Here is a 26,332-nt window from a genome sequence, read left to right as displayed (position 1 = left end):
CAGGGGCCGCGCGCCGCGCGGGGGCCGCTATATGCGCAGGAGTTGGAGTTGTGCGAGGTCCGGCGGGGCCCGCTCGGTGGCCGCGCCGGCGGCCGGGCGGGACGGCGGCGCGAACGCCGTCGCCGGCTCCACGCCACTCGGGGCGAGGGGTGCGGGGGCGGGCGCGGTGGAGACGCCACCGGCGGCGCAGGTGGCGTCCGCGTGGTCGAGGTGACCGGCCCCGCCGTGTCCGGCCCCGGCCTCGTCCAGGTGCTCGCAGGCGTCGCCCGCGACGTGGACGGTGTGCGCGACGTGGACGGTGTGCGCGACGGCTCGTGCTCCGTGCGCGCCGCCCGCGTGGGGCTGCGCACCCGCGTGAGGCTGCGGCGCCGCCGTACCGGCGGCCAGCCCGTGCATCGCGAACACTCCGGCGAGCACGGCCAAGACGAGCAGCACGCGCCGGTACGCCGTCGGGCGTACGGGTCGGCGGTGCTGCGCGGCGATCACGTCAGCCATGGTAGGCGGCCGGGCGGCACCCCGGGCGCCGGGGTGGTCACCGGGGCCGGTCACCTCGGGCGGGCGATGTAGTAGACGTTCAGCGGGTCGCCCTCGACCGACCGGACCTCCACCTCGGGGAAGCCCGCCTCGTGCAGCATGCGGCGGGCGGTCTGCTCGCCCCACACCGTGCCGAGGCCGGCGCCGCCGGTGGAGAGCGAGGTGGTCATGCAGTAGAAGAGGCTGAAGCCGAAGAGGGCCGGCCCGAAGGGGTGGCCGATGTTCTTCTCCAGGCTGCTGGAGGCGGCGATGTCGCCCATCAGGAACGTGCCGCCCTCGCGCAGCGCGCCGGCGATCGCCGCCAGTGTGGGGCCGGGTTCGGCGAGGTCGTGGATGACGTCGAAGGCGGTGATGAGGTCGTACGTACCGGGGAGGTCCGTCGCGTCGCCGACGGTGAGGCGGACGTTGTCCAGGCCGAGGCGCTCGGCCTCGGCGCGGCCCGCGGCGATGCCCTCCTCCGACCGGTCCAGGCCGTGGAAGCGGCTGTGCGGGAAGGCACGGGCCAGCACCACGGGTGCGTGGCCCTGGCCCGTGCCCACGTCGAGGACGTCGATGCCGTCCCGGAGCCGCTCCACGACGCCGGGGGCGAGCGGGAGGATCGTGTCGACCAGCGCGCGGTCGTAGACGCGGGCGCTCTCCTCGGCCTGGAGGGCCTGGAAGCGCGGGTAGGCGGAGTACGGTACGCCGCCGCCGGTGCGGAAGCAGTGGACGACCTGCTGCTCGACCTTGCCCAGCAGCGCGATGTACTGCATCATGCCGGCGAGGTTGTCGGGGCCCGCCGCCGTGGTGAGGCAGGCGGCGTGTGCGGGCGGCAGGCGGTAGGTCCGGCCCTCGGGGTCGTACGTGACGAAGCCGCCCACGACCATGCCGCCCAGCCACTCGCGTACGTACCGCTCGTGCAGCCCGGCGGCGTCGGCGACGGCCCGGCTGGTGGCGGGCGGCAGGGTGCTCATGACGTCGAAGAGGCCGGTCTGGTGGCCGACGCTGGTGAGCAGGGCCAGGCACGCGTTGTTGAGGACGCCGGCCACCCGGGCGGCGAACTCCTCCGCCTCCGATTCCGCTCCCGATTCCACTCGCGTCACTCGTGTCACGCCCTCCTCGGGCAAGGCCGGGTCCCCCGGCGCGGCGTTGACCGCCCCGGGGGACCCGGCCCAGCAGCCCCCTGCGGCGGGGGCGCTTGGGAGTTAACGGCTCCCACCCTGCCAGGGGCGCGGCGTCCGCCCGGGCCGACGCGCGGCCGGGTCACCCGTCCGGCCCGGAGGCAGCACGTTCGGCCCCGGCCCCGGCTCCGAAGGTCCGCCGTCCGCGCGCCGGCCGGCCGCCCAGGCCGTGGTCGGCGAGCCGTCCGACCGTCAGGCCGCGCGCCCGGCACGCGGCGACGAGGCCGGGCAGGGCCCCCAGGGCGGCCCGCCACGCGCCGGGCGCGCTCGTCACGTCGGAGTCGTGGAGCAGGACCGTGCCCCCGCCGCGCAGGGTCCTCGTCACCTCGGCGAGGACGCTGCCGGGGGTGGCGTCGGCGGTCCAGTCGCGGCCCCACGCCGACCACAGCACCGGGCGCAGCCCGGCGGCGCGGGCCGCGGCCCAGCGCCCGCCGGTGAGGATGCCGTACGGGGGCCGGTACCACAGGGGCTGCTGCCCGGCCGCTTCGGCGACGAGTTCCGTGGTGCGCGCCAGGTCGCGGGGGTCGCGCAGCGGCCGGGGGCACCAGGGGCGGTCGTGGCGCCAGCCGTGGACGGCCAGTTCATGGCCCTCGGCGGCGATCCGGCGCCCGAGGTCCGGGTGGCGTGCCAGCCGCTCCCCGAGGACGAAGAAGGTGGCGCGGACGGAGAGTTCGTCCAGGGCTCGCAGGAAGCGGGGGGTGCTGGCGGGGTCGGGGCCGTCGTCGAAGGTGAGCGCGACGCGCGAGGGGTCGCCGCGTCCGTCGAGCCCCGGCCACAGCAGCGCGCGCGGCCCGGGCAGCCAGGTCACGGCGGGGCCGACGTGCCAGGCGGCGGCGGTCAGGGCCGCCCACGCGGCCGTGCGCGAGCTCAGGGGGCCTACCACTTCGACCGCCCGTTGGCCTCTGGCTCCTCGGCCACCAGCGGGGAGCGGGCCAGGTGGACACAGCCGGCGGTGAGGATCGCGAGGGCCAGCACCTCGAACCCGACGCGCCACCCGAGGTGGACCTTCTCGGCGAAGAGCGTCACGCCGAGGACCACGCTCAGCAGCGCGTCGCCGAGGGTCATCGCGGGCTGGGACGCCACCAGGGTGCCCGCCCGCAGGGTCACCTGGAGGAGCAGGAAGCTGGCGAGGCCCACGCCCATGGCGGCGTACGGCTGCCAGGTGGTGAGGACCGCTCCGATCCCGTCCGGCAGCCGCCCCAGGGCGTCCTTGAGCAGCGCGGCGGTGCAGGAGAAGCCGGTCGCGGTGGCCGTGCCGAGGGCGGCGGCGCGCGGCGCGGACGGCAGCCGTACGGACACGGCGATCATCACGGCGACGAACGCGCCGACGGCGATGGCGGTCCACAGCCAGTCGGCCGGGGGGACGGTGTCCCGGCCGCCCGAGGGGTCCGCGAGGGCGAGGAAGGCGGCGAGGCCGACCGCCATGGCGGCGAAGGCCCAGCGAGTGGCGGTGTCGGGGCTGCGGCGGAAGACCACGCTGCCGAGGACGAGCGTGAACATCAGCTCGGTGCTCATGACGGGCTGCACGATGGAGAGCGGGCCCGTGGCCAGGGCCAGCGCCTGGAGGATGCCCGAGACGGCGAGGAGCCCGGCGCCCCACACCCACACCCGCCGGTGCACCAGGACCGCCATCCACCCGCCCCGGGCCCGGGACGGGCCGGGGCCGGGTCCGACGTCGGCGGCGGCACGCCGCTGGAGCACGGAGGCGCCGGCGTTTCCGAGCGCCGCGAGCAGCGCCAGAAGGATCGACAGGGCGAGCACGATCAGCCGAACCGCTTCGCCATGGCGCGGAAGAAGCCCGGCACGGCGCCCTGCATCCGGGCGGGCATCGCCAGCCATCCGGGGACGTACAGGTCGTGGTCGGTGCCGCGTGCGAGGGCCCGCCACACCAGGTCCGCCACCCGTTCGGGGGGCACCGGCCGCGGGTGGTCGCGGTGGTACGGGACGCCCCGGCGGTCGAAGAACGGGGTGTCGACCGCGCCCGGCAGGACGACCGTCACGCGCACGCGCGTACCGGCGAGTTCGTAGCGCAGGCTCTCGGCGAAGGCGAGCAGGCCGCCTTTCGTGGACGCGTACACGGCTTCGTTGGCGACGCCGACACGGCCGGCCATCGACCCGATGACGACGATGCGTCCCGTTCCACGCTCCACCATCCCCGGCAGCACCAGCCGCACCAGGTGCAGCACTCCGGTGAGGTTGACGGTCAGCAGCCGGTCGATGTCGTCGCCCGGCATGCCGACGAACGGCCCCGCCCAGCCCACCCCGGCGGCGGTGACCAGCGCGTCGACGCGGCCCTCCCGCTTCAGGGCCTCGGCGGCGAGCCGTTCCACGCCCTCACGGTCGCCCAGGTCGACCGCGAGCGGTGTGCCTCCGGTGCGCCGGGCCACCGCGTCCAGCCGTTCCTCGTCCCGCCCGCCGAGCAGCAGGCGCCAGTCCCGGCCGGCCGCGGCGATGCGGTCGGCCACGGCCTCGCCGATCCCGGAGGAGGCTCCCGTGACGAGCGCGACCGGCCCTGCGGGTGCCTGCCCTGCGGGTGTCGGGGGCATCTGGATCCTCCGGGGTGTAGGGAACGTGCCCTTCCAGCGTCCCCGTTTCCAGCCGGTTCGCCTCCCGGGAGCGGGCGCGCCAGCCACGTTCCAGCGCAGATCCACCCGAACAGGCCGATTCGGTGCCTTCCCGGGCCGCGCCCCGCACCCGGACGGACGAGCATGGAATCCGCCGGGAACCGAGACCGGCGTCGAGGTCGGGAGGCGTCCATGGGGCGGCGGTGCATGGTGCTCAGCGCGAGCATGGGCGCGGGCCACGACACGGTGGCCGCCGAGCTGGCGCGCCGGCTTCGGGCGGCGGGCCACGACGTCCTCGTCCGCGATGTGCTGACGCTCCTGCCGCCGGGGGCCGGGCCGGGGGTGCGGTCGTTCTACCGGTTCACGGTGCGTCATGTGCCCTGGCTGTACGAGCTGATCTACGCGGTCTTCCTGGCGCCGGGGCCGGCGGAGGCAGGCCCGGCGGGGGCGTCGCGGGGCGCGGCACCGGCGCGCGGCCGGCTCGACGTGTCGCCGATGGCCGCGCTGGCCGAGAAGCGGCTGGGCGCGCTGGTGCGGAGCTGGCGGCCGGACGTCGTCGTGTCGACGTTCCATCTGGCGGGCCAGGTGACGGGGCGGATGCGGCGGCGCGGCACGCTGCGGGTGCCGAGCGCGGTGTTCGTCACGGACTTCGCCCTGCACCGGGCGTGGCTGGAGCCGGGGAACGACGTGTTCCTGTGCGTGTCGGAGGCCGGGGCGCGGACGGCCCGGGCGCTCACCGGGCGCCCGGCCGCCGCGCCGGGGCCCGTGGTGCCGCCGGGGTTCGACCGCCCGCCCCGGTCGGAGGCGTGGGCGGAGCGCCTGGCGCGGGCGGGCGGCGGGCGGCCGCCGGTGCTGCTGTCCGCCGGGGCGTGGGGCGTGGGGAAGGGGCTTCTGGCGACCGCCGGGGCGCTGGCCGGTCGCGGGTTCCTGCCGGTGCTGCTGTGCGGGCGCGACGCAGGGTTGCGGCGGCGTGCGGCCCGGGTGCAGGGGGTGCTGGCGCTGGGGTGGGTGGACGACATGCCCGGGCTGATGTCGGCCGCGCGGCTGCTGGTGGACAACGCGGCGGGCCAGACCTCGGTCCAGGCGCTCGCCGCGCGCGTGCCCGTCATCGGCTACCGGCCCATCCCGGGGCACGGCGCCGTCGGCGTACGGCGGATGGCCGCCGAGGGCCTGACCGTGTACGCGTCCGGTGTCGCGGAGCTGCTGGGGCTGGCGGACCGGCTGGTGCGCCCGGGGCCGGAGCGGGAGCGGCGCGTGGAGCGCGGCGCCGCGGTGTTCCGGGACGACGCGGCGCGGCTGGTGGCGGGGCTCGGCGAGCCGCCGGCCGGCGACCCGTCAGCGCAGCCCGAGGCAGGGCAGCCATGCGCGTGAGGCGCCGTGGGCGGCGGTGAGCAGGGCGCCGAGCGCGCCGGGTACGCCGCAGAGCAGGCCCGGCGGCCAGGCGTCGAGGTCGTCCCACGTGTCGGGCAGCCGTGCCACCAGGTGGCGGACGAGCCGTTCCTTGAGCGCGGCCGCGGCGGGCACGCGGGCGTGCCGGTCGAAGGCGTCGGCGACGGCCAGGACGCCCGCCGCTCCGTGGCACAGGCCCAGCAGGTCACCGGGCGTGTCGCCGAAGAGGTGGAACTCCTCGTCGTAGCGCTCGGCGAGGGTGGTGAAGGCCCCGGCGGCTTCCTCGGTCGCCTCCTTGTCGCCGAGCGCGTCGGCCGCGTCCCACAGCGCCCAGGCGACGCCCGGGTTGCCGTAGCACCAGGCCTGGCGGCGGTTCGCGCCGTCCGGTGGCGGGCCGCCGTCGAGTCCGGCACCGGGCCAGCTGCGGATGGCGCGGTCGTCGTCGTACGCCTGGCGCGCCAGCCAGCGGGTGGCCCGGGTGAGGGCGGCCGTGAGCTCCGGGTCGGGTCCGAGGCGGCGGAGGGCTGCGGTGAGGGCGGTGGCGAGTCCGGCGACGCCGTGGCCCATGCCGGTGTTGACGCGACCCTGCGTCCACGCGAGGTACGGGTGACCCTCGTACTGTCCGGCTCTCAGGCGGGGCAGTGCGTCGCCGTCGCACAGGAGCGCCAGGTGGGCGGCGAGCGGGCGCAGGTGAACCGGTGTCGGGTCGGCGCCCGCGCACAGGGCGAGGAGAGTCCCGGAGGGCCCGGAGATCAGGTCGTAGTCGGGAAAGGCGACGCGCTCCGTCCGGTACGCCGGGGGGCGGGCGGTGAGGTGGTCGCGCAGCCGGTCGGCGGCGCGGTGCAGCGCGGGGTGGAGGCGCGCGCCGAGGCGCAGGCCGACGAGCGTGCCGGCGAGGCCGCCGTCGTACAGCGCGGGGTGGGACGGCCCGCGCCCGGCCGACGTGGCCCAGACGGCCACGGCGGCGGCCGCCGCGTCCCTGTCCGGGAGCAGATGCGCGAGGACGGGGATGCCGGGGTCGGAGGGGTGCGTGGCCTCGGGGGGCGCGGTGGACCACTTCTCCAAGTACCGGACCGCGAGGTCGTGAGCGGTGTCATGGGTGGTGTGCGCCATCGGGCTCCTCCCGGGCGGGGCGGCGTGGGCGGAGCCGCCCGGACGGGCCGGGCGGCTCCTGTAGAGGCCGTCAGCAGATGACGACGGTGGCGCAGATGACGATCGTGCACAGACCGCTGCACCCGGCGGTCGTCGGCGCCGCCGACGGCAGCTCGCTGTCGGTGATGCGCTCGTCGAGGTCGTTGATCAGCAGGTCGAGGTCGGCCAGTTCGATGTTGGGCATGGGACGTTCCCTTTCTTCCTCACTGGATGGTGTCCGCCCCGGCGGACCGCCTGGCGGGCGGGCCGGGGAGGTCTTGTCCGTCGCCGCGCAGCAGTGCGTCGGCGGCGGTGACGGCGAGCTGTTCGGCGCTCCGGTCGTGCGGAAGCCGCAGCAGTGCCTGCGCGGCGACGGCCGCGCCGTGGTGCAGGGGATCGCGCAGCAGCAGCTCTCCCGGTGCCGGGAGCATCTCCTCCACGAGGAGTTCGCCGCCCGCCTGTTGGGCGCAGAGCCGCTCGACGAGGTGGAGGGCGGTGAGCGAGTCGAAGTCCACGGGCACGGGCTTCGCGCCGGGGGCCGTACGGACGAAGGCGTGGCGGGGCAGCGCGGTGTCGCGGCGCAGCAGGGCGAGGGTGCGGACCTTGGTGAGCAGGTCGTCGCCGGGGTGCCACAGGCGCGTGCGGTCGAGCCGCCAGGTGGCCGGGGAGAGGACGAGCTCGCCGCCCGCCGTGAGGCGCGGCAACCTGCGCCGGTGCGGCAGCGCCGCGTCCAGGCCGTCCAGACGGACGAGCCAGGAGGCGGCCGGGTGGCTCGCGGCGAGCAGGATCCGGACGAGGACGTCGTAGGGCGGGACCGGGGAGCGGGTGGCGTGGTGGACGGGGATGATGCGCTGCCCGTCCGCCTCGGCGATGATCCGGCGGCCGCTGCGGCGCACGGTGATGCGGTCCAGCGGCAGGTAGCGCGCATGCGCCCCGAGCGGTCCGTAGTACGGCGTGGGGTCCGGGTCACCGGTCCACCACGTGGTCGTCGCGGGGCGGCGGACGGCGTTGGCGGCCCGTTCGGCGAGCGGGGGTACGAGGAGCTCGACGAATCGGACGCCGGTGCGCCGTTCCACGGCGGCGAGGAAGTCGCGGTAGGCGTCGGCGTTGCCGTAACCGCCGTACAGGGTGCGCAGTCCGTCGGCGAAGCGGGCGTCGAGCACCCCGGCGGCCGACGCGGTCTCCAGGACGGCCACCGGTCCCGGACCGGTGTGCGGGCGCAGGGGGCGCAGCAGGCAGTCGACGGGCCACGGCGGCACGGCGTCGCGGCCCCGCGGCGCGCCGAGGGCGTCGAGCAGCGCGTCGTCGACGTCGACGCGTTCGGCGCCGGAGCGGGCGGCGGCGTCCAGGTGGTCCAGGAGCCGGGCGTAGCCGGAGCCGGGGTCGCGGGCGGGGGCCCAGCCGCCGTACCGGCGGAGGGCGGGCGGCGAGCCGTCGGCCGCGGAGAGCCGGTCGGCGAGGATCTCGCTGACGGGACGCGGCCGTTCGGTGGGCGCGGCGATCTCGGGGCGGGCCTGGGCCGGGATGTCCGGGTGGCCCTCGGCCTCGCGCAGGGCGGCGATCCGGGCGGCGACCCGCAGGCCCCGCAGCACGCGATCGGCCGCCGGTACGGGCACGGTGACGCCGGGTCCCAGGGCGCGGTACGCGTCGAGGAACCAGCCGCCCGGGTCGGCGGCTTCGGGCGTGTCGGGGTCCGGCAGCGCGCCGCTCGTGGTGACGGCGTCGGCCCGGGTCCAGGGGCTGTACCGGTGCCGGGGCGCCGCGCAGACCTGGAGGACGCCCATGGAAAGCAGGTGCTGGAGGAACCCGCGCAGCACGCCCGGGTCGGCGGCCGGCGCACCGCCGGGCGGCGCAACGGCGGCGCCCAGCACCGTCTTCTCCAGCTCGCCCAGCGGACACGGCCCGTCGGCGAGGAGGCCCAGGACGACCTCCAGGGCGCGGGTGCGGCGCAGCACGACCTGGCGGAGCCGGCCGGGTTCGCGCGGGTCGACGACGTAAGCGCGCAGCCGTCCGGAGAGGTCCTCCGGTGCGGTGGCCGGCTCGGTGAAGTGCAGGGGCGCGGGCACGAGCAGGGTGGCGGGGTCGGCGGTGCGCAGGTCCAGGGGCGCGATCCGGGCCCGTACGAGGTGGATGTTCTCCATGGCGGTGGCCGCGAGCGCGCCGAGCTCGGCGGCGGCGGGGACGAGGAGGGAACTCCCGTCCGGTGCGGCGGTGACAGGCAGGGCGGCGATCTGGCCCGCCCAGCCGCGGGGCGTGGTCTTCGCCGCGGCCCGGCCCAGGACGCGCCAGATGTACGCGGTGCGCTTGCGCAGTTGCCTGCCGGACCAGGGCTGCCCCTCGGCCAGGCGCCGTTCGACGTCCTCGGTGAGGCCGGGGGCGGCGGCCGCCAGGAAGGCGCGCAGGACGGGGCTCGAGCGGGCGGTGTCCCAGGCCTGGACGGCAATGCGTTCCTGCTCGGCGGCGACCGCGTGTTCCAAGGCCGTGAGGTCGGCGGCCGCGGTGCCGGTCTCGTGCAGCAGGGCCCGGGCCTCGGCCGCCAGGTGGGCGGGGACGGCCGGGGAGTCCTCCAGGAGGCGGCAGTCCGCCGCGCCCGGCGCCGCGCCGGAGTGCAGCCGCCGCCGCAGGGCCAGCACGGCGCGGCGGTCCGCGCCCGCCAGCCGGGCGTGCGGTACCACGTCGGTGCCGAGCCGGTCGGCGAGCAGCCGGGCGCGTTCGGCGCGCCGGTCCTCGGCCTCGGCCCGGCGGACGACCCGCTCGAACAGCTCGGGGTTCGCGGCCGTGGTCCAGGCACCGCAGGGCATGCCCGCGACGCGCAGCAGCGCTGTGGCGCCGAGCGCTCGGTCGCGTACGGACCCGGGGTCAGGTGCGCCGGCCACGTCCTGTGCACCGGCCGGTTCCCGTACCCGCGGTGCCTGCGCCGCGTCCCGCGCGTCGGCCGCTTCTCGTCCGGCCGCCATCTCAGGCCGTCCCCTCGTCGGCGTCGGCGAGCGCCTCGGTGAGCAGGCACTGCCGGGCCACGGAGAAGCGGCCGCGGTTCCAGTGGAAGATGACGTGGTGGGCGGCCGCCCGGCGCGGGCCGACCGTCGCCTCGCCCGACTCGAAGTAGCCGGCGCGCCAGCTGTCCGCCGCCCGCCGCGCCGCCTCCCGGTGGGACCGCAGGACGTCGCGCCACGCCTTGGGGAGCGCGTCGAGCTGCGCGTCGGGCGTCTCGTTCCAGTACGCGCGGATGCCGTCGGCGGCGCGCTGCCGGGCCTCGCCGCGCAGGCCGTCGGCGAGGCGGCGCCCGGTCTCCTCCCGGACGACCTGCCAGACCCCGCGGTGCTCCCATCCGACGATGCCGAGGGAGTCCAGCACGGTGCGCAGCAGGATCAGGGAGACGCGCCAGTCGGGCGGGGCGGGCTCCCCGGCCGCGGCCGTGTGGAGGTCCAGCCAGGCCCGGGAGTCGGCGGTGAACAGCCCGTGCAGGTACGGCATCGAGCGCGGGCCGCCGAAGAGGTACGTCTCCGGCTCGTACACGCCGGCGTACGGCCGCGACCAGGCGCCGTCCCGCCGTTCGAAGTGGCGGGCCAGCACGGCGCGCAACTCGCCGGCCCGGGACGCCTCGGAGGCGCGGAAGCGGACGCGGAGGCCCGGTGGTTTGTGCATGAAGAAGAAGTCGCGTGCCAGGCCGGTGGAGAGGAGCTCGTCGGCGGCCTCGGCGAGGCGTGCGTACAGCAGCGGCCAGGCCGACGCCCCGGGCGCCACACTGACCTGCACCCAGCCGGTCTCCGGCAGGTCCTCGCGCAGTGCCCGCAGCCCGGCCGTGAGGAACGCACGGCGGGCCGCCGCGTAGGCGGGGCCGTCGGGGACGAGCGGCACGGTGCCCAGCGGCTGGGTCCGTGCGTCGTCGAGGCAATCGGCCAGCAGACGCTCGACCTGCAGCATGCGGCCTCCTCGCTGGTGGGGGGATTCCTTCTCAGTGATGTCCGGGCCGCTTTGTGCCGAAAGCACGAAAAGAATTGATCGTATTATCGATGGACGTACGCGGGCGCATTTCCGCATTCCGGGACGACCGGCGCGCACGCCAGCCGGCCGCCGGCCGTGCCGTTTGTCGGGGAACTCCTCGGACACTCGTCCCTCGTCCGACATCCACCCGAGGGAGGGAGGCGGCGGTCATGCCGGGACGAGAGGTCATGCCGTCGACACTGAAGCGCTCTCCGGAGAGCGCGCAGCGCACGTGGGCGGAGGCGCACGACTCGGCCGTCGAGCAGTACGGCGAGGGCGAGCGCGCACACCGGGTGGCGTTCAGCGCGCTGAAGCACACGCACGAGAAGGTCGGCGACCACTGGGAGCGCAAGGAGGGCGGCCGCAAGGGGCCTTCGGACTCGCTGGCGGCGCGCCCGCGCGGCCAGGGCGGCCGGAGCGGCGAGGGCGTCGACGAGCACGCTTCCAAGGAGCACCTGTACGAGCTGGCGAAGAAGCTCGGCGTCGAGGGCCGCTCGCGCATGTCGAAGCCCGAGCTCCTGGAGGCCCTCCGCAAGGCGAACAGGTCCGAGACGCGCAAGGCGCGGGACTGAGGGCGAGCGCCGGAGAGCCCCGGGCCCGGCGGAGGCGGGCCCGGGGCTCCTCAGGGGGTGTCCGGCTCAGGGGGTGTCCGGCTCGGCGGCTCACATCGCGATGTGAGCCGGGATGTGCGTCACCTCCTCGATCTCGTGTCCGGCCTTTTTCATGAGATTCCTGCACAGTTCATTGAGCGCGCGCGCCGCCGCGATTTCCTCGCCGACCCGCTGCTGCTCCATGTCGTCCGGGTGCCGCTTGGCCCTGCCGTGGCCGCGCAGCTCCGTGCCGTCCGGGAGCCTGACGAGGCAAGAGGCCTTGGTCTTCCCCGTGTCCTCGTCCTCGGAGAATTCCAGGTCGACGTGCCATCCGACGATCGTCTGCATCACATTCACCTCCTGGGTCGCTCCCCTCCCCGGTCGGGCCCCTCCTGGGTCACTCCCCTCCTGGGTCACTCCTCCAGCGTGCACCCGAGCGCGGGGGCTCGCCCATTCGGGGGAGCGGCGTCGTGCGCCCCGCCCCAGGGGGCCCGGCGAGATCGACAAGACACCCCCTACCCGCTGACCGCCGACCACCCGTAACCGCCGGCGTCCTCGTACCGCTCGGCCTCCGGCAGCCCCGCGCCCACCTTGCCGATGTCCCGGTACGCCGTCCGCAGAAGCTGCCGCGCCAGATCGCTCATGGCGCGGCTCGCCGCCAGTTCGTCGCCGATCTCGGGGACGTCCGGGTCGTCGGGGTTGCGCCGGGCCGTCCCGTGCCCCGTGAGCGTCCCCGTCTCCGTCTCCACGGTCGCCCGCGCCCGCGTGGTGCCGTCGTCCTCGGCGAGTTCCAGGCGGACCCGCCACTCCAGTGTTCGTGCCATGGCAACCTCCTGATTTCAGGATCCCTCTCCGGGCCCCGGGCCGCGTGCCTGCGGCGTGCCTCCCGGGAGAAGGCGGGCCGACAAGGCAGAAATGTTCCAGGGAAACCAGCGGAAACCAGCAGAACCAGCTGAAACCTTCCATTGCCGGCGGCCGGAGATCCAGATGCGCGTCATGCTTGTCCATCCGAGTGCCCTCATGTACTCCGAGATCTTCCTGCGACTGGAGCCGTTGGGGCTGGAGCGGGTGGCGGCGGCGGCCCGGGAGGACGGTCACGAGGTGCGCGTGGTGGATCTCCAGGTCCTTTCCCGTGCGCTGCTCGACCGCGAGATGGTCTCGTTCGCACCGGAGGCGCTGGGAATCTCGCTGAATTATCTGGCCAACATTCCCGAGGCCATCGAGATCGCCCGGCAGGCGAAGGCCGCCTCTCCGGGATGTTTCGTCTTCCTCGGCGGCCACAGCGTCTCGTTCATCGCGGAGCACGTGCTGGAGCAGGCCGGTGGCGCGGTGGACGCGATCGTCCGCGGCGAGGGCGAGCCGGCCGTCGCCCCGCTGCTCGCGGCCGTCCGCGACGGCGGGCTCGGCACGGTCCCCGGCGTGGTGTCCGCGGACGGCCGCGGACCGGCCCCGCGGCTGCTGGACAGCCTGGACCGGCCGCGCCCGGCCCGTGATCTCATGCGCAAGCGCCACCGCTACTTCATCGGCGAGCTCGATCCGTGCGCGTCGATCGAGTTCACCCGCGGCTGTCCGTGGGACTGCTCGTTCTGTTCCGCGTGGACGTTCTACGGACGCAGTTACCGCAAGGCGACCCCGGAAGGGGCGGCCGAGGAAATGGCGTCGATCCGGGAACCGAATGTGTTCATCGTCGACGACGTGGCGTTCATCCGGCCGGAACACGGCGACGGAATCGCCGCCGAGCTGGAGCGGCGGAAAATCCGCAAGCGCTATTACCTCGAAACGCGCAGTGACGTCCTGCTGCGCAACCGGGAGGTGTTCGAGCGCTGGACCCGGCTCGGGCTGCGCTACATGTTCCTGGGTATGGAGGCGATCGACGCCGAGGGGCTGGACCTCTACCGGAAACGCGTGAGCCCGGACGACAATTTCCGGGCGCTGGAAGTGGCCCGCGAGATGGGGATCATGGTGGCGATCAACCTGATCGTCGACCCCGCCTGGGACAAGGAGCGATTCCGCGTCGTCCGGGAATTCGCCCTGGCGGTGCCGGAGATCGTGCACCTGACCGTGATGACGCCGTACCCCGGCACCGAGATCTGGCACACCGAGGCCCGCCAGCTGACGACACGCGACTACCGCCTCTTCGACATCCAGCACGCGGTCGTGCCGACGAAGCTGCCCTTGGAGGAGTTCTACCGCGAGCTCGTCCGCACCCAGGCGGTCATCAACCGCAAGCACCTGGGGTTGAGCAACGCCATCGGGGCCATGGGCGTGCTCGGCCGGAACCTGGCGCGCGGCCAGACCAACTTCGCCCGCATGCTGTGGAAGTTCGGCCGGGTCTACAACGCCGGCCGCCAGCTCGCCGACCACCGGCGCCCGGTGGAGTTCGAGCTGCCGCTCCCCCAGCGCCGGACGGCGCCGCCCGGGCACCAGGATCTGTTCATCCACACCCGGGCCCAGACGCACCCGGCCCGCCGACCGGACCCGGAGCCGGACGGGGTCTGAGCGGGACGGGGTCTGAGCACCCGCTACGGCAGGGGGCGTGCGCCGAGCAGCCACAGCGTGCCGCGCTCGATGGTGAACTGCACCTCGCACGGTCCCCCGTGGTGCGCCGCCAGCCGGTGCAGGCAGGCGGTCAGCCGGGCGTACGACGGCGGGTCGAGCTCCGCGAGCTCGCGCAGCGGCAGGGCCCGGCGGGCGCCCGAGACGACGTCCCGGCCCTGGGCGTTGGGCAGGTAGCGGCCCTCGAACTCGGCGCCCTCATCCCGCCGAGGCGCCGCGACGCCGCTGCCGGAGTCGGGGCCGAGGTTGCCGAACACCATGGTCTGAACGGTGACGGCGACACCGGGACTGCCGGGACTGCCGGGGCTACCAGGACTGCCGGGACTGCCGGGGCCTTCCTGGAGGCGCGCGAAGGCGGCGCGGACGGCGCGGCGGAGTTGTTCGGCGGGGTCATGGGGGAACTCCCGCCCCGTGGTCTCGGCGATGACGTCCTTGAAGGTCTCCACGGTCCGGATGAGGTCGCAGGCGTCCAGCCGGCTGTCGTCGGCCACCTGGTGCTGCCGCTCGATGCCGGTGAGGACGCGCGCGAAGCGGGCGGGGTCCACGCCCATCACGGTCGTACCGAACATCTGGACGAGGCGGCGGTAGGAGTCCCAGGCGAAGCGTTCGCGGTCGGCGGTCTTGCCCAGGCCCAGGACGGCGTAGTCGTTCAGCCCGAGGTCGAGGACGGTCTCCATCAGCCCCGCCGCGGGACGCTCGGCGCCGGCCCGGACCGAGAGCAGCAGCGGATCGTCGACCCGTCCGAGCCTCTTCCCGGTGGTCCGCTCCAGGGCGGCGAGGTGCTCGCCGATCTCCCGGTCCAGGCCGGGCGGCGGCTCGCCCGTGGCGAGGAAGACGCGGCAGGCTTCCGTGGTGACGGTGAAGCCGGGCGGGACGGGCAGGCCCATACGGGTCAGCTCGGCGAGCTCGGCGCCCTTCTCCCCGAGCAGCCCGGCCCCCTGCCGGCCGTCTTCGGTGAAGTCGTACACGTACCTGGTCGTCATTCGCCGCCTCCCCCGGTCAGCGGTGCGGGATGACGGCGACGGGGGCCGCCGCGTCGTGCAGCAGCGCGTGCAGGGCGGGGCCGAGGTGCGCGCGCCACCGCAGCCGACGCCTGCGCAGGCCCAGCACGACCAGCCGGGCGCCCCGCGACGCCTCGGCGAGGGTCCGGCCGGGCCGCCCCGGCCCGTACTCCCGCGCGACCGGCACGGCCGGGTACGTCCGCCTCCACGCCGCGAGGACGTCGTCGAGCACGTGCTCCCGCTCCTCCAGCTCCGCGACGTCGGTGACGAGCCGCAGCCCGCAGCCGTACCGGACGGCGCAGTCGAAGGCGAAGGCGGCCACGTCGTCGCGCGGCCGGTCGAGGCCCAGCCCGAGCACGACGTCACCGGCCGGGTCCCCCGCCCACCGCGCCGGCCGCCCTTCGGTGCGCACCAGGACCACAGGGCGGCGTACGCGGACGAGCACGGCCTGCGACACCGACCCGGCGACGAAGCCGGTCACGGTCCCGAGGCGACGCGAGCCGAGCACCAGCAGCTCCGCGTCCTCGCTCGCGTCGCACAGCCGGTCGACGGGGCTGCCGCTGAACGGCGCGGTTTCCACCGCCACCTCCGGATGGCGGCGGTGGACGTGTCCGGCGACGGCGTGCAGCAGCCGCTCGGCACCGCGGCGCCCGCTCCCCCGGTCCGGCACCGGCGTGACGGCGTCGGTGGCGGGGCTCCACACGTGCACGAGGCGCAGGGGGCGCCCCCGGGTCAGCGCCTCACCGGCGGCCCAGTCGGCCGCCACCATGCTCTCGCGCGTCTCGTCGACACCGACGGTGACGGTGCGCGCCATCTCGCCTCCTCCGGCGTCCGGTCGTCGTCCCCCGTACCTCCACTGTGCTGCATGAACACGGCGCGGCGGCGGCTGACGGGGGCCGGACGTGCACGGCGGGCGCGCGGCGGGCCCCGGTGGTGGCCGCTCAGTGGCCCCGCCTGATCCACTCCTCCAGGTGGGGCGCCTCGGCGCCGATCGTGGTGGGGTCGCCGTGGCCGGTGCGCACGACGGTGTCGGGCGGCAGGGTGAGCAGCCGGCCGCGGATCGACTCGATGATCGTCGGGAAGTGGGAGAAGGACCGGCCCGTGGCCCCGGGGCCGCCCGCGAACAGTGTGTCGCCGGTGAAGACGGTTCCCAGGCCGGGCGCGTACAGGCAGACGGCGCCGGGGGCGTGGCCCGGCGTGTGCAGGACGGTCAGGTCCGTGCCCGCGACGGTCAGGACCTGGCCGTCGCGCAGTTCGCCGTCCGGCTCGACGTCGGGGTGGGTCCGCTTCCACAGCGGCAGGTCGTCGGGGTGGAGCAGGACCGGCGCGCCGGTGGCGGCGGCGAGCGCGGGGGCGGCGCCGATGTGGTCGTCGTGGGCGTGGGTGCACACCACGGCCCGCAGGGTGCGGCCGTCGAGGGCGGTCAGGATGGCGTCGGCGTCGTGGGCGGCGTCGATGACGATCGCCTCCGAGCCGTCACCCACGATCCACACGTTGTTGTCGACGTCCCACGTACCGCCGTCGAGCGAGAAGGTGCCGGAGGTGACGAGGCGGTCGATGCGCGCGCTCACAGGACCACCACCGAGCGCAGCACGTCACCCTCGTGCATCCGGGCGAAGGCCTTCTCGACGTCGCCCAGGCCGATGGTCTCGGTGACGAACGCGCCGAGGTCGATACGGCCCTGCTGGTGCAGGTCGATGAGCATGGGGAAGTCCCGCGAGGGCAGGCAGTCGCCGTACCAGGACGACTTGAGCGCGCCGCCGCGCCCGAAGATGTCGAGCAGCGGCAGCTCCAGCTTCATCTCCGGGGTGGGTACGCCGACGAGGACCACCGTGCCGGCCAGATCGCGGGCGTAGAACGCCTGCTGGTACGTCTCGGGGCGGCCGACCGCCTCGATGACGACGTCCGCGCCGAAGCCGCCGGTGAGCTCCCGGATCGCCTCGACCGGGTCGGTGGAGCGGGAGTTGACGGTGTGCGTGGCTCCCATCGACGTCGCCGTCTCCAGCTTGCGGTCGTCGATGTCGACGGCGATGATCTTCGCCGCGCCGGCCAGCCGCGCGCCGACGATCGCCGCGTCACCGACGCCGCCGCAGCCGATGACGGCGACCGAGTCACCCCGTGAGACCTGTCCGGTATTGATCGCCGCGCCGATGCCGGCCATCACCCCGCAGCCCAGCAGCCCGGCGACCGCCGGGGCGACGGCCGGGTCGACCTTGGTGCACTGGCCCGCCGCCACCAGGGTCTTCTCGGCGAAGGCGCCGATGCCGAGCGCCGGCGCCAGCTCTCTGCCGTCGGCCAGGGTCATCCTCTGCCGGGCGTTGTGGGTGTCGAAGCAGTACCAGGGCCGGCCGCGCAGACACGCCCGGCACTTGCCGCACACCGCCCGCCAGTTGAGGATCACGAAGTCTCCGGCGGCCACCTCGGTGACGCCGTCGCCCACCGATTCGACGACGCCCGACGCCTCGTGGCCGAGGAGGAAGGGGAAGTCGTCGTTGATCCCGCCCTGCTTGTAGTGCAGGTCGGTGTGGCAGACCCCGCACGCCTGGATCCTGACGACCGCCTCGCCGGGGCCGGGGTCGGGGATGGTGATGGTCTCGACCCGCACGGGCTCGTTCCGCCCGGGGGCGACGACCCCCTGTACCTGCTGCGCCATGGTGACAGTCCTGTCCGCTGAAGTGAAGGGACGCGTTCTCGGTACCAGTTTCGGTACGGGGTCGCTCGGGAGGGCGATGGAACAGATCATTTCGGCCAGCGCGTCGGCGCCGCAGTCCGTCCGCCGGCCTGCTCGGCCGGGCTGATGGCGGCCTTCGACCTGGACCACCTGCACCGTGTCCACGACCTGGTCCAGCACCTTCTGCCCTTATCGAACGACCTTTCGGGTTGTTGTCAGACCCCTCCGCTACCGTGCGGCCATGTCGAACTTCGTACTGGTCGCAGGCGCGTGGCTCGGATCGTGGGCGTGGGACGAGGTGGTGCCCGCACTGCGGGAGGCGGGCCACGGCGCTCGCCCGTTGACGCTGTCGGGCCTCGCCGACAAGCAGTCCGTGCCCGCGGGGCGGCAGAGTCACGTGCGGGACATCGTCGAGGAGGTGGAGCGCCTCGATCTGCGCGATGTCGTGCTGGTCGGGCACAGTTACTCGGGCATCCCGGTCGGTCAGGCCGCCGGGCGGATCGGGGATCGGCTGGCCCATGTGGTCTTCGTCGACTCCAGCGTTCCCGCCGCCGGCGAGTCGTTCGTCTCCACCTGGTGGGAGGGCCCGGCGAAGCTGGAGGCCGCCCTCGCCGAGAACGGCGGCTTCTGGGCGCCGCCGGCCGCGGCGGACTTCGGCGGCCAGGGCCTCACCGATGAGCAGATCGCCCGGTTCGTGGCCGGAGCGACGCCGCACCCGGGTGTCTCGCTCGCCGATCCGGCGGTACTGGTCCGGCCGCTCGGCGAGCTTCCGGCGACGTACGTCAAGTGCCTGCTCGACGGCGCCGAGCCGACCGACGACGTGGCCGCCCTGTTGACCGGCGAGCGGTGGCGGCTGGTCGAGATGGGCACCGGCCACTGGCCGATGTTCTCCCAGCCGGGCGAACTGGCGCGGATCCTCCTCGAAGCCGCCGGGCGGTAACCGACTCGCCTCAGCACCGCACTGGCCCTGACGGGACGAGCCCGCGCGGTTCGCGCGGACTCGCCTCCCGGCCTTGCTCAGCCGGCGGTGTCGAGCAGCAGCTTCGCGGCCGCCATCGCCCCGTCGGTGCGGACCGCGCCGGCCACGGCCTTCGCCCGGGCGCCGGTTTCCGGGTCCAGCGCCGTCTTGAACGCGGCCGACAGGGACGCGACGGTCGGCACCGGACCGTCGTGGGCCACACCGATGCCCAAATCGGCCACCCGGCCGGCCCAGTACGGCTGGTCCGCCAACTGGGGCACCACCACCTGAGGAGCGCCGGCCCGAGCGGCCGTCGTCGTCGTACCCGCGCCGCCGTGGTGCACGACGGCCGCCACCCGTCCGAACAACTCCTGGTGGTTGACCTCGCCGACGGCGAAGCAGTCGTCCCGGTCGTCGATGAGCCCCAGATCCGCCCAGCCGCGCCCCACGAGCACCCGGCGGCCGCATCCGCGAACCGCCTCGATGGCCACCCGGGCCGCATCCTCCCCCGCACGCACGGCCATGCTGCCAAAGCCCACGTACACCGGCGGCGCGCCGGCGTCCAGGAAGGCCACCAGCTCGGCCGGGAGCGGCCGCTCGTCGGGCAGCACCCACGCGCCGGTCTGCACGACGTCGAGGTCCGGTGTCTGCAGCCACGGGTCCAGCACCGGGTCCGTCGCCAGCCACGGCCGCTCCCCGAAGGCGTAGTCGCGGACGTTGTCCACCGGCGGCAGCCCGATCGACGCCCGGTTGGTGTTGAGCGCCTCACCGAACAGCGCGTTGATGCTCTGGGCGTCCAAATCCCACAGCGCCCGGTTGTCGGTCACCTCCGGCGGGAACGGCCGCCCCGGGTACGCCAGCGGCGGGCGCTGCGGCGAGGGCAGGGTCAGCTGCTGGAAGATCGCCGACACGTAGCGGATGCCCAGCTTCTCGGCCACCGACCGCGCCCCCGCGATGGCCGGCATCGCGCCCGTCGCCACCAGCACGTCGCACCCCTCGGCCACCGCCGGTATCACCTCGAACTGACCGGCGATCAGATCGGCCGCGCGCCGCGGCAGATTGGCCTTCGACGGCGGCGGCGCCCCAGTCATCAGCGCGCGCGCCGACTGCCCCACCCCCACCACCGACACGCCCACCCCGGCCAGCCGCTCCGCGAAGACCTCGTCCGGCGGCGCACACACCCGCACCTCCGCACCCAGCTCCCGCAACCGCACCGCGAGACCCACCAGCGGTTCGACATCCCCGCGCGACCCATACGTCGACAACAACACACGCACTTCGTAAATCCCCCATGTCCGTTGATGCGCGGCCGGGCCGGCCCTTCCGGGGTACGGCCCGGTTCCCTACGCCGACCGCCTGGTCCTGCGGACGGAATGCGAGAAGATCTCCTCCGCGCTCTGGCCGTCACGGTACGGGAAGTCAGAATCCGGTGGCCTCGCGCAGCAACAGGACCGTGCCACGCCCGGGCTGTGGGTCGGCGTTGAGGACGAGCAGACGGTTGACCGCGCTCGGATGCCCGTAGATCGCCTGGGCGCGCACCGTCTCCAGCGGGAGGACGTGCTCCTCGACACGACGCAGTGCGGTGCTCAGGTCGGGTACCACCTTCTGCGCCCCGACGACCCAGATCGCCCGTGCGGCGCCGCCGGCGGAGGCGGGCAGTTGGCTGCCGCTGCCCGAGGCGATGACGAGCGACCCGGTCTCGGTGACGGCCGCGGCGCTGGCGAGGAACACGTCGGGGGCCGCTGTCAGCCGGCGGATCCGGTCGGAATCGGTGGCGCGGTCCATCTTCAGCACGCGCGGTCGGACGGCCTCGTAGCGGTCACTCGCCTCGATGTCTTCCCTGATGCCGGCGAGCCGAAGCGTCTCGCTGGCTCGACCGGGATGTTGGGCATGTGCAGGGCGCCGTCGGGGGTGAACAGCGCGGCGAGGCGGGCGCAGTCGCGCATCATCACCGCGTCGGTGAACTCGGCGCGCAGCGCCTCGATCTCGACGCGGTCGGCGGTCTTCTGGAAGTCGTTCATGCTGGGCGTCCCGTCCTGTGGGGATGGTGTGGGTGTCCTCACCAGTCCGACGACGCAGCCCCGTCGCATGTGAGGCCACCAAGCCCCTGGACCACCGGGTCACTGAAGGGTCGTGGTCACGGTGTGGGTGAGGGCCCGGAGAAGACCCGCGTGGGTGGTACGGGCCTGCGGGGTGTCGACGTGGATGGTGTTGACGTGGAGCCCGTCGTCGGCCTGGTGGAACCAGTGCAGGATTCCGTTGCACCCGGACACCCACACGTGCATCCGGGCCTGCTGGCCGGCGTGGTGCGCGGCGCCGGGCATCCGCCGGAAGTCGATGTAGGAGTAGAAGTTCACCGCGTGGGGCCAGTAATGCAGCCGGGAGTATTCGGCTGGGGCAAGCAGGCGCCAGGCTTGTACGAAGTGCACCTCCCGGTGGGCCTGCAGGTGCGCGTACGCGGTGTGGGCGGCGGCCAGAGTGCCGGCGAAGCTCTCGGCTCCGCCCACGGCGAACTCGATGGGGAGGGTGTTGATGAACCAGCCCATGGACTGCTCGTAGACGCCCTTGCCCCGTTCGTTGATCGGCATGAGACCTCGGTACACCGCAGGCCCTCCCTCCTCCCGTACGGCGGTGGCCAGCGCGGCGAGCAGCCCCATCGACAGCCTCCCGCCGAGGTCCCTGCACGCCGTTTCGAAGGCTTCGACGCCCCGTGCGTCCAGGAGCCGCTCGGTGGTGGTGACCGGCGCGTACAACCGGCCGGGCAAGGTGCCGAGATCGAGGGGGAAGCGGGGGAACAGGCCGCCGTTGCGCCGGGTGAAACCGCGCCAGTAGTCCAGTCGCGGGTCGTCGGAGTGCAGGTCCTGGTTTCTGCGGCGCTGGCTCCGGCTGAACTCCAGATAGCTGCCCGCCTCCGCCACCGGGAGGGCCTCGCCGGCTGTGAGAGCCCGGTACGCTCCGGCGATGTCGTTGACGGCGATGGCCGTGGACAGTCCGTCGGTGACCAGATGGTCGCATGAGAACCACACCGTGGCCGAGTCGCCCCGGACCACCGCGCCCATGGCGATGAGCGGCCAGGAGAGGGTCTCGACCTCCCTGACCGCCTGGTGGAGGTAGGCACCGGCCTGCTCCGAGGTGTCCAACTGGTCCGACTCGACATGCTTGAGGGCGACCTCGCCAGGTGCGAGGACCTTGCAGGAGAGGTCCTCGCCGAGCGGCTCGTAGAACGCGCGCAGCACCTCGTGGCGGCGTACCAGATGCAGCAGGGCCTCGCCCAGAGCGTCCAGGTCCACCGGACCGGTGATCTCGAACGTCGCGGCGACATAGGAGCGGACCGGCTCGTTCACGGTCCGTGCGTGCCGGGCGACTGCGAAGTGTTTCGCCTGGTTGTAGCCCGCCATCCGCGGCACGGCCGGCGGTCCGTCACCGGACACCGGCACGAGATGCCACCGGTGCGCCTTCCCGGGCCGGATCTTCGTGTCCTTCACCGAGACCTGCAGCATGCCGTCCTCTCCCGCCGTCCACCATCAACACGCCTCCTGTCAACGCCACCGCACCGTGAACGGCAACGGTGTCCTTCCTGGCGGTCCGTGCCGGCGCCGGCGATGGCACGCCCGGGTATCGTCGGGCGGCAAGGGGGAAACCGATGACTTCACGCACTTCGAACGCTCCGGACGTGGCAGGCACGTTCTCCATAGGAGCGGAATTCCCGGTACGCCGACTCGGGTTCGGCGCCATGCGCCTGCCGACCGGGCCGGGCTCCGAGCGGGATGGCGCCATCGCGGTGGCCCGGCGCGCTGTCGAACTGGGCGTCACGTTGATGGACACCGCCCATCTGTACGGATGGGGGGCCAACGAGGAACTCCTCGCCGAAGCCCTCCATCCGTACCCGAGTGACCTGCTGATCGCCACCAAGGTCGGTGTCACCCGGTCCGGGCCGGAGGGATGGGCGTACGACGGACGGCCGGAGAGCCTGCGCGAGCAGGTGGAGCAGAGCCTGCGCCGGCTGCGGACCGAGCGCGTCGGCCTCCTGCAGCTGCACCGGTTGGACCCGAAGGTTTCCGTCGCCGATCAGGTCGGCGCGCTCCGCGAGCTCCAGCTCGAAGGGAAGATCGGGCACATCGGACTGTCGGAAGTCACCACCGCGCAGCTCGCCGAGGCCCGGCAGACCGCTGAGATCGCGAGCGTGCAGAATCGCTACAGCCTTCTCGACCGGGACTACGAGCCGGTTCTGGAGGTATGTGAGGCCGACGGCATCGCCTTTCTTCCCTGGCGTCCCATCGGGGCGGAAACCGACTCGGGTCAGGCGGCCGTGCTCGCCACCGTCGCCACCGAACTCGGGGCCACCGTCCCGCAGGTGCTGCTCGCCTGGCTGCTCGCCCGGTCCCCGGTCGTCCTGCCGATCCCCGGAACCGGCTCGCTCGCCCATCTGGAGGAGAACCTCGCCGCGGCGGACCTCCGGCTCACCGACTCGCAGCGGCAGCGCCTCGACCGTACGGCCCTCCGCGTGGGGTAGTCCCGGACCGGCGAACCGGAGCGCTACCGCCTGTGGGGTGCTGCCGGGAGGTGGACCACGACGAGGGCGAAGGCCGCCAGGACGACGTAACGCAGGGCCGAGTCCAGGCCGTTCCAGTCGGAGGACTGCCACATGGCGAACCACTCTCCACCGATACCGAAGAAACCGCCCCCGAACAGCAGCAGCACCATCACCAGGCCGACGGTGCTCGCCCGGCGGGCACGGTCGTAGGTCTTACGGCGCAGCCCCACCGCCCAGAGCCAGGTGGCGAGCACCAGGGCGCCCGCGGTGAGGACCTCCCAGACGATGATGGCGAGGTACGCCGCGTTCTGGAGGGCGGGCGAGGTGATCGCCCGCCACATCAACTGCGAGTCCTTGAAGGTGGTGTCCATGGCCAGGACGTGCTGGACGAACTGCTGGTTGGTCCCGAAGTCGGTGATGTTACCGAAGGCCACCAGGACCATGGACAGGGCGACGGTCCCCGTCAGAGCGGCCGCCGCGCCGGGCAGGGTGCCCAGCCGGAGGAACCGGTCCAGCGGGGTGCCGGCGCGGCCGGTCGGTTCGGTGCGCTCGGTCGGTTCCGTGCGTTCGGTCGGTTCGGTGCGCTCGGCGCGTTCGGCCTTGCCTGTCACGTTGCATCCCCCTCAACACCCTGACGGTTGCGGGCAACCTCACTCCGCTTCCTTTCATCATCCCTCCTGCGACAGGTCAACACAGCAGTGGGGAACGGACGATGAACCAGACGACGACACCCGGAAGCGGCACGCGAGCGGAAGCGGGCCGTGGGCCGAGCCGGCGGCGCCTGTTGGGCGCGGGCGCCGCCGCTGCCGTGTCCGGGGCGTTCCTGACCGGCGTCGCCGGCACGCGCGCGTCCGGGGCGGGAGCGGGCGGGGCGGGCAAGGCACCGAAGGCGCCGCGCGCCGCGGACTGGGCGGCGCTGGCCAAGGGGCTGGACGGGACGCTGGTCCGGCCGGGCGATCGGGACTACGACACGGCCCGTACGCTGTTCAACCCCCGCTTCGACGCCGTGCGCCCGGCCGGGATCGCGTACTGCGCGCGGCCCGAGGACGTCCGCGGCTGCCTGGCGTTCGCCCGCCGTCACGGGGTGCCGGTCGCGGTGCGCAGCGGTGGCCACTCGTACGCGGGCTGGTCGTCCGGGCCGGGGCTGATCGTCGACGTACAGAGGATGGCGTCCGTCTCGCTGAGCGGCGGCACCGCGACGATCGGGGCGGGGGCGAAACTCATCGACGTCTACGACCGGTTGACCGCCCGCGGCCGGACGGTGCCGGCCGGGTCCTGCCCGACCGTGGGCGTGGCGGGTCTGGCGCTCGGCGGGGGCATCGGCGTCGTCACCCGTGCCTACGGGCTGACCAGCGACAGCGTGACGGGAGCCAGGATCGTGACGGCCGACGGCCGGATACGCGACGTCGACGCCAAGCGTGACGCCGACCTGTTCTGGGCGCTGCGCGGTGGCGGCAACGCGCAGTTCGGTGTCGTCACGGAGCTGCGCATGCGGACGCACGCGGCTCCGGAGTGCACGACGTTCTTCCTGAGCTGGCCCTGGTCGCGTGCCGCCGCCGTGGTGCGCGAGTGGCAGCGCTGGGCTCCGACCGCGCCGGACGAGATCTGGGCGAACCTGCACCTGGCGGCTCCGGTGGGCGGACGGCCCGGGTCGGTCCGGGTCGGCGGGCTCGCCCTCTCGGGCCGGGCGGACCTGGAGAACCGGCTGGACCGGCTGGCCGACGCCATCGGCGCGGCGCCCAAGTCCGCGTCGATCCGTACCCGTCCGTTCATGGACGCGATGAAGGTGATGGGCGGGGTGTCCGGCTGGACCATCGCGCAGGCCCATCAGAAGGGGTCCCTGCCGGGCCGCAACCCGCAGGGCCGGGTGGCGCGCGAGTCGTACACCGCGCGCTCCGACTTCTACACGCGCCCCATCCCGGCCGCGGGCATCAAGGCGCTGATCGCCCGGGTGGAGCAGCTGGCGCGGCTCAGCGGCGGCGGGGCGGGCAGCATCGCGCTGGACGCGATGGGCGGCGCGGCCAACCGGGTACGGGCCGCCGACACCGCGTTCGTCCACCGTGACGCGCTCTTCCTCGCCCAGTACATCGTCTCCTGGCCCGACCGGGCCCCCGCCGCCACGGTGGCACGGCACCGGGCCTGGCTGGACGCCACGCACGACGTGATGCGGCCGTGGGCGAGCGGCCAGGCGTACCAGAACTACACCGATCCGGCCCTGCGGGACTGGCGTCGCGCCTACTACGGCGGGAACATCGACCGCCTGGTGAAGGTGAAGGCGGCGTACGATCCCGGCCGGCTCTTCCGCCACCCGCAGACCTTCTGAGGCCGGCCCGGCCGCCGTCACCGGTTCGTCCCTTCCGGAGGGCGGATGTCAGTGGTGGGTGTCACGCTTCTGCCGTACGCGATCGCCGTGACACCCGCGAAACGAGGCATGTGCCGTGATCACCACCGACTTCGTCCCCGGTTCCCCCTGCTGGCTCGACCTCGGCGCACCCGACATCCCGGCGGCGGTCGATTTCTACGGCGCGGTGTTCGGCTGGGAGTTCCAGCCGTTCAGCCCCGAGGAAGGGGACTACGGCTCCTTCAAGCTGGACGGCAAGACGGTCGCCGGGCTCGGGAAGCTCACCGAGGAGGGTGCCCGTTCGGCCTGGATGATCTACTTCAGCACGCCGGACGCCGATGCCACCACCGAGGCCGTGCAGCGGTCGGGCGGTACGGTCCGGGTCGCCCCGATGGACGCCGACGGCGAGGGCCGGATGGCCCAGTACACCGACCCGCAGGGGGGCCAGTTCGCCGTGTGGCAGCCGGGGTCGTACAAGGGTGTGGAGGCGGTGGACGGGCCGGGGAGCCTGGGGTGGATCGAGCTGTACACGACGGACGCGGCCGCTGCCAAGGAGTTCTACGGGAACCTGTTCGGCTGGCAGACGCAGGACATGGACCTCCCGGGCGGTGGCGGGACGTATGCGCTGATCACCCCGTCCGGGCAGCCTCCCGAGCGCATGCACGGCGGTCTGATGCAGCTCCCGGCCGACGCGCTCACGCTGACCGGCGGCCGCGCCTACTGGCATCCGGTCTTCGGTTCGACCGACTGCGACGCGACGGTCGCCAAGGTCAGGGAGAAGGGCGGCACCGTCCAGATGGGTCCCGAGGACGCGGAGGGCGTCGGCCGGCTCGCCGTCTGCGTCGACCCGTCCGGCGCGGACTTCGTGGTCCTCACCCCTGTCGAGGGGTGAACCGGCCCCCGGACCGAGCGGTCGGGG

General features: G+C 74.2%; 27 protein-coding genes. 7 read left to right on the top strand and 20 right to left on the bottom strand.

Translation table 11 applies throughout. From position 1 onward, the window contains the following. Positions 1 to 27 precede the first annotated feature (27 nt). The 5 genes from ACIRNI_RS25705 to ACIRNI_RS25685 all read right to left on the bottom strand — a co-directional run bounded on the left by ACIRNI_RS25705 (position 28) and on the right by ACIRNI_RS25685 (position 4,240). Positions 28 to 486 carry a DUF6153 family protein gene (locus ACIRNI_RS25705; RefSeq protein WP_403554701.1) on the bottom strand — a complete coding sequence of 153 codons (459 nt, stop codon included), beginning with the start codon at positions 484 to 486 and terminating at the stop codon, positions 28 to 30. A gap of 59 nt (positions 487 to 545) precedes the next feature. Further along, complete coding sequence (locus ACIRNI_RS25700; RefSeq protein WP_403554699.1) at positions 546 to 1,616, bottom strand: class I SAM-dependent methyltransferase; 1,071 nt, start codon at positions 1,614 to 1,616, stop codon at positions 546 to 548. A gap of 160 nt (positions 1,617 to 1,776) precedes the next feature. Further along, a complete protein-coding gene (locus ACIRNI_RS25695) occupies positions 1,777 to 2,577 on the bottom strand; it encodes a polysaccharide deacetylase family protein (protein ID WP_403554697.1) in 801 nt (266 codons plus the stop codon). Further along, a complete protein-coding gene (locus ACIRNI_RS25690) occupies positions 2,571 to 3,455 on the bottom strand; it encodes a DMT family transporter (RefSeq protein WP_403554695.1) in 885 nt (294 codons plus the stop codon). The genes ACIRNI_RS25695 and ACIRNI_RS25690 overlap by 7 nt, the downstream gene beginning before the upstream one ends. A 2-nt stretch (positions 3,456 to 3,457) precedes the next feature. Next, complete coding sequence (locus tag ACIRNI_RS25685) at positions 3,458 to 4,240, bottom strand: SDR family NAD(P)-dependent oxidoreductase (protein ID WP_403554693.1); 783 nt, start codon at positions 4,238 to 4,240, stop codon at positions 3,458 to 3,460. A gap of 225 nt (positions 4,241 to 4,465) precedes the next feature. On the opposite strand from ACIRNI_RS25685, the gene ACIRNI_RS25680 reads away from it, so the two are divergent. Then, a complete protein-coding gene (locus tag ACIRNI_RS25680) occupies positions 4,466 to 5,629 on the top strand; it encodes a galactosyldiacylglycerol synthase (RefSeq protein ID WP_403554691.1) in 1,164 nt (387 codons plus the stop codon). Here the strand turns inward: ACIRNI_RS25680 and ACIRNI_RS25675 are convergent. The 4 genes from ACIRNI_RS25675 to ACIRNI_RS25660 form a co-directional block, all read right to left on the bottom strand. After that, positions 5,594 to 6,760: a lanthionine synthetase LanC family protein gene (locus ACIRNI_RS25675; RefSeq protein WP_403554689.1), complete on the bottom strand. Its 1,167-nt coding sequence runs from the start codon at positions 6,758 to 6,760 to the stop codon at positions 5,594 to 5,596. The genes ACIRNI_RS25680 and ACIRNI_RS25675 overlap by 36 nt on opposite strands. A 70-nt stretch (positions 6,761 to 6,830) precedes the next feature. After that, positions 6,831 to 6,983 (bottom strand): hypothetical protein, encoded by a 153-nt coding sequence (locus tag ACIRNI_RS25670; protein WP_403554687.1) that lies wholly within the window; start codon positions 6,981 to 6,983, stop codon positions 6,831 to 6,833. 19 nt (positions 6,984 to 7,002) lie between these two features. After that, entirely contained in the window at positions 7,003 to 9,735 is a 2,733-nt protein-coding gene (locus ACIRNI_RS25665) for a lantibiotic dehydratase (RefSeq protein ID WP_403554685.1), read from the bottom strand. Between the two features lies 1 nt (position 9,736). Next, complete coding sequence (locus ACIRNI_RS25660) at positions 9,737 to 10,702, bottom strand: thiopeptide-type bacteriocin biosynthesis protein (protein ID WP_403554683.1); 966 nt, start codon at positions 10,700 to 10,702, stop codon at positions 9,737 to 9,739. Positions 10,703 to 10,932: 230 nt separating this feature from the next. Here ACIRNI_RS25660 and ACIRNI_RS25655 point away from each other — a divergent pair, with 230 nt between their 5' ends. Next, positions 10,933 to 11,334 carry a ChaB family protein gene (locus tag ACIRNI_RS25655; RefSeq protein ID WP_403554681.1) on the top strand — a complete coding sequence of 134 codons (402 nt, stop codon included), beginning with the start codon at positions 10,933 to 10,935 and terminating at the stop codon, positions 11,332 to 11,334. Positions 11,335 to 11,424: 90 nt separating this feature from the next. Here the strand turns inward: ACIRNI_RS25655 and ACIRNI_RS25650 are convergent, their stop codons facing one another. Next, positions 11,425 to 11,700 (bottom strand): DUF1876 domain-containing protein, encoded by a 276-nt coding sequence (locus ACIRNI_RS25650; RefSeq protein ID WP_355359328.1) that lies wholly within the window; start codon positions 11,698 to 11,700, stop codon positions 11,425 to 11,427. A gap of 167 nt (positions 11,701 to 11,867) precedes the next feature. Next, the gene (locus ACIRNI_RS25645; RefSeq protein ID WP_403554678.1) at positions 11,868 to 12,176 is read right to left on the bottom strand and encodes a DUF1876 domain-containing protein; all 309 of its coding nucleotides are present in this window, start codon (positions 12,174 to 12,176) and stop codon (positions 11,868 to 11,870) included. A 163-nt stretch (positions 12,177 to 12,339) separates the two neighbouring features. Between ACIRNI_RS25645 and hpnR the strand changes: the two genes are divergently transcribed. Then, positions 12,340 to 13,851, top strand: a complete 1,512-nt coding sequence (gene hpnR / locus ACIRNI_RS25640; protein ID WP_403554676.1) for a hopanoid C-3 methylase HpnR — start codon at positions 12,340 to 12,342, stop codon at positions 13,849 to 13,851. Between the two features lie 23 nt (positions 13,852 to 13,874). Here the strand turns inward: hpnR and ACIRNI_RS25635 are convergent, their stop codons facing one another. From ACIRNI_RS25635 to ACIRNI_RS25620, 4 genes are all read right to left on the bottom strand, one after another. Then, a complete protein-coding gene (locus ACIRNI_RS25635) occupies positions 13,875 to 14,891 on the bottom strand; it encodes a PEP/pyruvate-binding domain-containing protein (protein WP_403554674.1) in 1,017 nt (338 codons plus the stop codon). A gap of 16 nt (positions 14,892 to 14,907) precedes the next feature. Continuing rightward, positions 14,908 to 15,723 carry a universal stress protein gene (locus ACIRNI_RS25630; RefSeq protein WP_403554672.1) on the bottom strand — a complete coding sequence of 272 codons (816 nt, stop codon included), beginning with the start codon at positions 15,721 to 15,723 and terminating at the stop codon, positions 14,908 to 14,910. 127 nt (positions 15,724 to 15,850) lie between these two features. Further along, a complete protein-coding gene (locus ACIRNI_RS25625; protein WP_403554670.1) occupies positions 15,851 to 16,480 on the bottom strand; it encodes an MBL fold metallo-hydrolase in 630 nt (209 codons plus the stop codon). Next, positions 16,477 to 17,562 carry an S-(hydroxymethyl)mycothiol dehydrogenase gene (locus ACIRNI_RS25620; RefSeq protein WP_403554669.1) on the bottom strand — a complete coding sequence of 362 codons (1,086 nt, stop codon included), beginning with the start codon at positions 17,560 to 17,562 and terminating at the stop codon, positions 16,477 to 16,479. Before ACIRNI_RS25620 ends, ACIRNI_RS25625 begins: the two co-directional genes overlap by 4 nt. A 259-nt stretch (positions 17,563 to 17,821) precedes the next feature. Here ACIRNI_RS25620 and ACIRNI_RS25615 point away from each other — a divergent pair, with 259 nt between their 5' ends. Then, positions 17,822 to 18,520 carry an alpha/beta fold hydrolase gene (locus tag ACIRNI_RS25615; protein ID WP_403554667.1) on the top strand — a complete coding sequence of 233 codons (699 nt, stop codon included), beginning with the start codon at positions 17,822 to 17,824 and terminating at the stop codon, positions 18,518 to 18,520. Between the two features lie 77 nt (positions 18,521 to 18,597). On the opposite strand, the gene ACIRNI_RS25610 is transcribed toward ACIRNI_RS25615, so the two are convergent. From ACIRNI_RS25610 to ACIRNI_RS25595, 4 genes are all read right to left on the bottom strand, one after another. Further along, positions 18,598 to 19,815 carry a glycosyltransferase gene (locus ACIRNI_RS25610; RefSeq protein WP_403554665.1) on the bottom strand — a complete coding sequence of 406 codons (1,218 nt, stop codon included), beginning with the start codon at positions 19,813 to 19,815 and terminating at the stop codon, positions 18,598 to 18,600. A 142-nt stretch (positions 19,816 to 19,957) separates the two neighbouring features. Continuing rightward, positions 19,958 to 20,323, bottom strand: a complete 366-nt coding sequence (locus ACIRNI_RS25605; protein WP_403554818.1) for an LUD domain-containing protein — start codon at positions 20,321 to 20,323, stop codon at positions 19,958 to 19,960. A 2-nt stretch (positions 20,324 to 20,325) separates the two neighbouring features. Then, positions 20,326 to 20,559 carry a hypothetical protein gene (locus ACIRNI_RS25600; protein ID WP_403554663.1) on the bottom strand — a complete coding sequence of 78 codons (234 nt, stop codon included), beginning with the start codon at positions 20,557 to 20,559 and terminating at the stop codon, positions 20,326 to 20,328. A 99-nt stretch (positions 20,560 to 20,658) separates the two neighbouring features. Next, positions 20,659 to 22,038 (bottom strand): condensation domain-containing protein, encoded by a 1,380-nt coding sequence (locus ACIRNI_RS25595; protein ID WP_403554661.1) that lies wholly within the window; start codon positions 22,036 to 22,038, stop codon positions 20,659 to 20,661. A gap of 143 nt (positions 22,039 to 22,181) precedes the next feature. On the opposite strand from ACIRNI_RS25595, the gene ACIRNI_RS25590 reads away from it, so the two are divergent. Further along, complete coding sequence (locus ACIRNI_RS25590; protein WP_403554659.1) at positions 22,182 to 23,051, top strand: aldo/keto reductase; 870 nt, start codon at positions 22,182 to 22,184, stop codon at positions 23,049 to 23,051. 23 nt (positions 23,052 to 23,074) lie between these two features. Here ACIRNI_RS25590 and ACIRNI_RS25585 read toward each other — a convergent pair whose 3' ends face one another. Next, positions 23,075 to 23,587: a DUF2165 domain-containing protein gene (locus tag ACIRNI_RS25585; protein ID WP_403554817.1), complete on the bottom strand. Its 513-nt coding sequence runs from the start codon at positions 23,585 to 23,587 to the stop codon at positions 23,075 to 23,077. A gap of 197 nt (positions 23,588 to 23,784) precedes the next feature. On the opposite strand from ACIRNI_RS25585, the gene ACIRNI_RS25580 reads away from it, so the two are divergent. Next, complete coding sequence (locus ACIRNI_RS25580) at positions 23,785 to 25,395, top strand: FAD-binding oxidoreductase (protein ID WP_403554657.1); 1,611 nt, start codon at positions 23,785 to 23,787, stop codon at positions 25,393 to 25,395. A 115-nt stretch (positions 25,396 to 25,510) separates the two neighbouring features. Further along, on the top strand, positions 25,511 to 26,305 hold the full coding sequence (locus ACIRNI_RS25575) for a VOC family protein (protein WP_403554655.1): 795 nt from the start codon (positions 25,511 to 25,513) through the stop codon (positions 26,303 to 26,305). Positions 26,306 to 26,332 lie beyond the last annotated feature (27 nt).

Source organism: Streptomyces sp. NPDC093546 (assembly GCF_044765045.1).
In the GTDB taxonomy this organism is placed as follows: domain Bacteria; phylum Actinomycetota; class Actinomycetes; order Streptomycetales; family Streptomycetaceae; genus Streptomyces.
Note: the sequence above shows the minus strand (reverse complement) of the source record. Positions and strands in the feature narration are given on the sequence as shown.

Coding starts and splice junctions, on each gene's coding strand:
- ACIRNI_RS25685 (WP_403554693.1), bottom strand. CDS start 4,240: ATGCCCCCGACACCCGCAGGGCAGGCACCCGCAGGGCCGGTCGCGCTC.
- ACIRNI_RS25680 (WP_403554691.1), top strand. CDS start 4,466: ATGGTGCTCAGCGCGAGCATGGGCGCGGGCCACGACACGGTGGCCGCC.
- ACIRNI_RS25675 (WP_403554689.1), bottom strand. CDS start 6,760: ATGGCGCACACCACCCATGACACCGCTCACGACCTCGCGGTCCGGTAC.
- ACIRNI_RS25670 (WP_403554687.1), bottom strand. CDS start 6,983: ATGCCCAACATCGAACTGGCCGACCTCGACCTGCTGATCAACGACCTC.
- ACIRNI_RS25665 (WP_403554685.1), bottom strand. CDS start 9,735: ATGGCGGCCGGACGAGAAGCGGCCGACGCGCGGGACGCGGCGCAGGCA.
- ACIRNI_RS25660 (WP_403554683.1), bottom strand. CDS start 10,702: ATGCTGCAGGTCGAGCGTCTGCTGGCCGATTGCCTCGACGACGCACGG.
- ACIRNI_RS25655 (WP_403554681.1), top strand. CDS start 10,933: ATGCCGGGACGAGAGGTCATGCCGTCGACACTGAAGCGCTCTCCGGAG.
- ACIRNI_RS25650 (WP_355359328.1), bottom strand. CDS start 11,700: ATGCAGACGATCGTCGGATGGCACGTCGACCTGGAATTCTCCGAGGAC.
- ACIRNI_RS25645 (WP_403554678.1), bottom strand. CDS start 12,176: ATGGCACGAACACTGGAGTGGCGGGTCCGCCTGGAACTCGCCGAGGAC.
- hpnR (WP_403554676.1), top strand. CDS start 12,340: ATGCGCGTCATGCTTGTCCATCCGAGTGCCCTCATGTACTCCGAGATC.
- ACIRNI_RS25635 (WP_403554674.1), bottom strand. CDS start 14,891: ATGACGACCAGGTACGTGTACGACTTCACCGAAGACGGCCGGCAGGGG.
- ACIRNI_RS25630 (WP_403554672.1), bottom strand. CDS start 15,723: ATGGCGCGCACCGTCACCGTCGGTGTCGACGAGACGCGCGAGAGCATG.
- ACIRNI_RS25620 (WP_403554669.1), bottom strand. CDS start 17,562: ATGGCGCAGCAGGTACAGGGGGTCGTCGCCCCCGGGCGGAACGAGCCC.
- ACIRNI_RS25615 (WP_403554667.1), top strand. CDS start 17,822: ATGTCGAACTTCGTACTGGTCGCAGGCGCGTGGCTCGGATCGTGGGCG.
- ACIRNI_RS25605 (WP_403554818.1), bottom strand. CDS start 20,323: ATGGACCGCGCCACCGATTCCGACCGGATCCGCCGGCTGACAGCGGCC.
- ACIRNI_RS25600 (WP_403554663.1), bottom strand. CDS start 20,559: ATGAACGACTTCCAGAAGACCGCCGACCGCGTCGAGATCGAGGCGCTG.
- ACIRNI_RS25595 (WP_403554661.1), bottom strand. CDS start 22,038: ATGCTGCAGGTCTCGGTGAAGGACACGAAGATCCGGCCCGGGAAGGCG.
- ACIRNI_RS25590 (WP_403554659.1), top strand. CDS start 22,182: ATGACTTCACGCACTTCGAACGCTCCGGACGTGGCAGGCACGTTCTCC.
- ACIRNI_RS25580 (WP_403554657.1), top strand. CDS start 23,785: ATGAACCAGACGACGACACCCGGAAGCGGCACGCGAGCGGAAGCGGGC.